This window comes from Aminobacter sp. P4_H6_2 (genome assembly GCF_056400805.1).
In genome coordinates this window covers 1-4916 of sequence record NZ_JBFUKO010000402.1, presented here as the reverse complement: position 1 = coordinate 4916, position 4916 = coordinate 1, and the positions used below count along the sequence as shown (strand labels likewise).

At 59.1% G+C, this 4916-nt stretch carries 4 protein-coding genes; all 4 read left to right on the top strand.

The window, feature by feature from the left end; all coding sequences use genetic code 11:
- The coding region (locus tag AC1DUU_RS22830; protein WP_476785670.1) for a DUF6537 domain-containing protein at nucleotides 1-460 on the top strand (460 nt) is incomplete at its 5' end.
- 139 nt (nucleotides 461-599) lie between these two features.
- Nucleotides 600-2909: a putative bifunctional diguanylate cyclase/phosphodiesterase gene (locus AC1DUU_RS22825; RefSeq protein ID WP_476785669.1), complete on the top strand. Its 2310-nt coding sequence runs from the start codon at nucleotides 600-602 to the stop codon at nucleotides 2907-2909.
- Between the two features lie 154 nt (nucleotides 2910-3063).
- Nucleotides 3064-3843 (top strand): N-acyl amino acid synthase FeeM domain-containing protein, encoded by a 780-nt coding sequence (locus AC1DUU_RS22820; protein WP_476785668.1) that lies wholly within the window; start codon nucleotides 3064-3066, stop codon nucleotides 3841-3843.
- A gap of 47 nt (nucleotides 3844-3890) precedes the next feature.
- A partial coding sequence (locus tag AC1DUU_RS22815) for an ABC transporter substrate-binding protein (RefSeq protein ID WP_476785667.1) occupies nucleotides 3891-4916 on the top strand: 1026 nt, incomplete at its 3' end.

The following is a 4916-nucleotide window of genomic DNA, read 5'->3' as shown; positions in this document are numbered from 1 at the left end:
GCTCTACACCGACGGTTCCTTCAAACGCGAGCTGGCAAAACAGTTTCAGGGCTACGACCGGCTGGAGTTCCACCTGGCGCCGCCGATCCTCGGCCGCAAGGGTACTGACGGTGTGCTGCGCAAATCAAGCTTCGGCCCCTGGATGATGACGGGTTTCAAGCTGCTCGCGGCGATGAAGGGGCTACGTGGCGGTGCCTTCGACGTCTTTGGCTACACAGCAGAACGGCGCATGGAACGCGATTTGCTTGATCGCTACGAGGCCGATCTCGAACTGATCCGCGGAGCGCTTGCCAGCGACAATATCGAAGCGGCCACAGCACTGGCATCGGTGCCGCAACTGATCCGCGGCTACGGTCACGTCAAGCATGCCAGTGTCGACAAGGCAGCCGGTGAACGGGAGCGGCTGGTCAAGCGATTGAGCGCGTCGCCGTCCAATCCGGCGCTGCAAGCTGCCGAATAGTCGACATTACTTGTTTACCTGAATCTAAATTAGAGGTTTTAGCAGGCAATTGAATGGCCGGAAGGCTATTTGAAGCCTCTGTTTCTAAGCCTTTCTTAAGGCGAGTATGGCACTTCTTGGCCTCCCAGGCGGGCCTCGGATGCGCAGAAGAAACAACGAGATACCGGTCGACGTCTACATCCCTTTCGTGGAAACGCTTTTCCGCGACGGTGCGACGCTGGCTGTTGGCATGGTTGCCCAAACGGCGCTGATCGGCGTCGTCTGGTGGAAAACCGCCCATCCGCTCTACCTTTTGGTTGCGCTGTTCATGGTGCTGGTCGCCACGTTGCGCCTGCGAAATTTTCGCAAATACAATAGCTTGCCGTCGCCGACGACATGGGAAGAGGCGCACCAGCGCGAGAACGACTACATTTTGTACGGCACGTTGCACGGCGGCGCACTGGGTGCGTTTTGTCTCGCCGGCATCTATTTCGCGCACGACACCTTTGCTGAGATCGCCTCTGTCTGCGTGACGCTGGCCACGGCTACGTCGATTGCCGGTCGCAATTACGGCTCTCCGCGCATGGTGATCATTTTGATCATCGCGCTGACGTGGCCGATCTCGCTTGGCTTTCTGCTTCGGGGTGACCCCTACCATGTCTTCTTAGGCCTGTTGTCTGCACCGTTTCTGTTTGCGATTCGGAAATTCGCCGACACCGTACGCGACGTCCTCTTTACCGCCGTGTCTGAGGAAAAAAAGGCCAGCCGCCTGGCCCAGCGTTTCAATCGCGCGCTCAACACCATGTCGCATGGACTGGTCATGCTTGGGCCAGATGGACGCGTGGCGGTCGCCAATGCAGAAGCTGCAAATCTGATGTCGGTCAAGTCGCCGGAGGCACTGCTTGGCCGCTCGATTCATGGCCTCTTGATGCGTGGCGTCGCTGGAGGCCAGCTTGCGCTCAAGGACTGCCGCTACATCGAAGCACAACTGACGCGCGCGCTACGTGAGGGCAGGGACCGCAAGGTCCTGGTTTCGCTTGCCAATGGGCAATGCCTGGAGTTTTCGGCGCGCGAAGGCAGCCAGGAACTTGGGGTCATCACCTTCGAAGACGTGACGGCCCGTGTCGCTGCCGAAGAAAAGATCCGGTTCATGGCCCGCTACGATAGCCTTACCGGTTTGCCGAACCGTGCCTACTTCCATGAAACGGTTGCTGAGTGCATCCATGCCGGCGCACGCGACCGGCTTTGTGCACTTGCCGTTCTAGATCTCGACGACTTCAAGAGTGTCAACGATACCCTTGGCCATCCGGTCGGCGACGGGCTCATCTATGCTGTGGCGGAACGTCTGGCTGCTTTTGCCAGCGATACGGTCAAGATCAGTCGCTTTGGCGGCGACGAATTCATGATCTACTTCGACAAGGTCGAAGACGAGAGCCACCTTACCGAAATGCTAGATCGCATCTTCGCCGAAATGCAGGGCGAGGTCGACGTTGCCGGCCACGCACTTCGTATCCAGGCGAGCGGTGGCACCGTGCTGTCGCAGGTGCGTGACTCCGACGTCGATGCGATGATCGTCAGGGCCGACCTTGCGCTCTACAAGGCCAAGGAGTCGGGCAAAAACAGCTGGCACCTGTTCGAAGCGGTGATGGATGCCGCTTTCCGCAATCGCCAGTTGATGAAGGCCGATCTGCGCAATGCGGTCGAAGCGCGCGCACTGCGCGTCGTCTACCAGCCCATCGTTTCAATGAGCACCATGCGCATAGCTAGCTGCGAGGCGCTGTGTCGTTGGGATCACCCAGAACTCGGGCCCGTCTCGCCCGCCACCTTTATCCCGCTCGCTGAAGAGATGGGCATCATTTCCGCCATCAGCACCTTCGTGCTGCAGGCTGCGTGCGCGGAATGCGCCAAGTGGCCCGCGCCGATTGGTGTGTCGGTCAATCTTTCGGCCAAGGACTTCCGCAATCGTGATGTCATCGACAAGGTCAAGGATGCACTCGCGGCATCAGGCCTTGCGCCGCATCGCCTGGAGATCGAGGTCACCGAGACCGCGCTGCTCGACGACAAGTCGTTGACGCGCAGCTATGTCGAGGAACTCAAGCTGATCGGCGTAAGCATTGCGCTGGACGATTTCGGAACGGGATATTCGAGCTTGAGCTACCTGCACAAGCTGCCGCTCGACAAGGTCAAGATCGACCGCAGCTTCCTCGCTGACGTCGCGCAGAATCCGCGGTCCTTGCAATTGCTCAAGGGCATCGTCGACTTGTCGCGGCCGCTCGGGCTTTCCGTGACTGTGGAAGGGGTGGAAACCTTCGAACAGCTCAAGATTCTGGCCATCGAAGTTCATCCAGACTTGGTTCAAGGCTTCCTGTTCGGCTCGGCGCTGTCATCGTCGGGCATCGAAACGATGTCGAATACCGTCTGGCCTTTCGCCAAGGATATCGGTCTCGCCCGCGTCACAGCTCGTCGTTGAGGCGATGACGCGACACATTGCCTAACTGCGGAAATGCTTAATTTTCTGTTAATTATTAACCTTAACGGAAGGTAAACAGCTACAGTTTGATTTTCATCTTTACATCACCCCGACCTCGGCTAGTTTTCAGCTGGGCGGAATTACGGGGAACTCCATGACCATCCATCAAGTGGCGTCCAGCGGTGACGCGGACGCCAAGAGTAGCGCTGTGCCCGACGCAGGGTCGTCATTTGCACGGCACGTGTCGAACTTGCTTGAGCGCACCGAGTACCGCCGCTGTGACAAGGGCGAAGATCTCGAGGACATCTACCGGCTGCGCTACAAGTCGTATCGGTCCAACGATATGGTTCCCGACAACGAGAGCCATACCATCAATGACGAACTGGACGAGACACCCAACGCCTATCGATTCGGTGTCTATGTCGATCAGCACCTGGTGAGCACGCTGCGCATTCACCACGTCACGCTAGCGACGCCATTGTCGCCGTCCACTAAAGCATTCGGCGATATCGTCATGCCAATGCTTGCGGAGGGGTTGACGTTCATTTGCCCCAGCCGCTTCGCATCGGACCCCGAATGGTCACGCGTTTACCCGCAAATCCCTTACATCACACTTCGCCTGGCCGGCATGGCGTGTTTCCATTTCAAGGCACCTTACTGCTTGTCGACCGTTCGCGAAGATCACGCCGGCTTCTACAAACGCATCTATAATTCCGAGYGGATAAGCGAGCCGCGCTCCTATCCGGGGGTGTTTAACAAGGTTGTTCTCTACCGCGCCGATGTGAACAGCATCCGCGAGCGCTCCTTCCAACGCTTTCCTTTCTTCAAATCGACGCCGATGGAACAGCGGCTGATGTTCGGCAAGCCGCCGAAGGGCGAACTCGCGCCGCTGACGATCCTGCCGACGGCAAAATACTATCGCGAAGCCGCCTGAGCTTCGCGTAAGGTCGGCGGCACTGTAATCCGGAACACGCGGGCACGATGACGACGCCGACCACCAAGCATATTCTGCGGGCAGGGCTGCTGTTTGGCCTGATCCTGCCCGCGCCCGCGCTCGCCGAGGATGCGCTTTCCATCGCCAATATGGCCTTTCGCACCGGTCCGTTCGCGGCTGCCGGTGCGCCGCTGATGGACGGCCAGCGCGACTATTTGCTGATGCTCAACGAGCGCGACGGCGGCATCAACGGCATCAAGCTGGACTACAAYGAGTGCGAAACCGGCTTCAACACCGACAAGGGTGTCGAATGCTACTATAGGACCAGGGCCACCAGCCTCGTGGCCCAGCCCTGGTCGCCTGGCATCGCGCTTGAACTTCTGCCCAAGGCCAGCGCCGACAAGGTGCCGGTCCTGGCGCCGGGCTACGGTTTCTCGGCGATGGCCGACGGCAAGCATTTTCCATGGGCCTTCAACCCGCCCGTCACCTATTGGGACGGAGCTTCGATGATGCTCAAGAGCATCTCGGGCGACGATCTCGACAGCCTGAGGGGCAAGAAGATCGTGCTCCTGCATCTCGACGCGCCTTATGGCGAGGAGCCGATCCCGCTGCTGCAAGCCTATGCCGATAGCTTCGACTTCACGCTTTTGCCTGTGCCGGTCGCGGCCAAGGAAATGCAGAACCAGTCGGCGCAATGGGCGAGGATCAAGAGCGAGCGCCCGGATTTCGTGCTGTTGTGGGGCTGGGGCGCGATGAACGCCCGTGCTTTCGCCGAGGCGATCAAGACGGGTTTTCCGATGAACCGGCTCGTCGGCATCTGGTGGTCGGCCCAGGACGACGACCTCAAACTGGCTGGCGACGCTGCCAAAGGGTATCGCGCGCTGTCGTGGAACCTGCCGGTATCAAATGCCGACGCGATCCAGGACATCCGCAAATAYGTCGTCGATGCCGGCAAGTCGCAGACGCCTTTGGAAGAGCTTGACCAGATGTTCTACCAGCGCGGCGTGCTGATCTCGATGTTCACAGTCGAGGCGATCAAGGCAGCACAGGAGCATTTCGACATCAGGCTAATC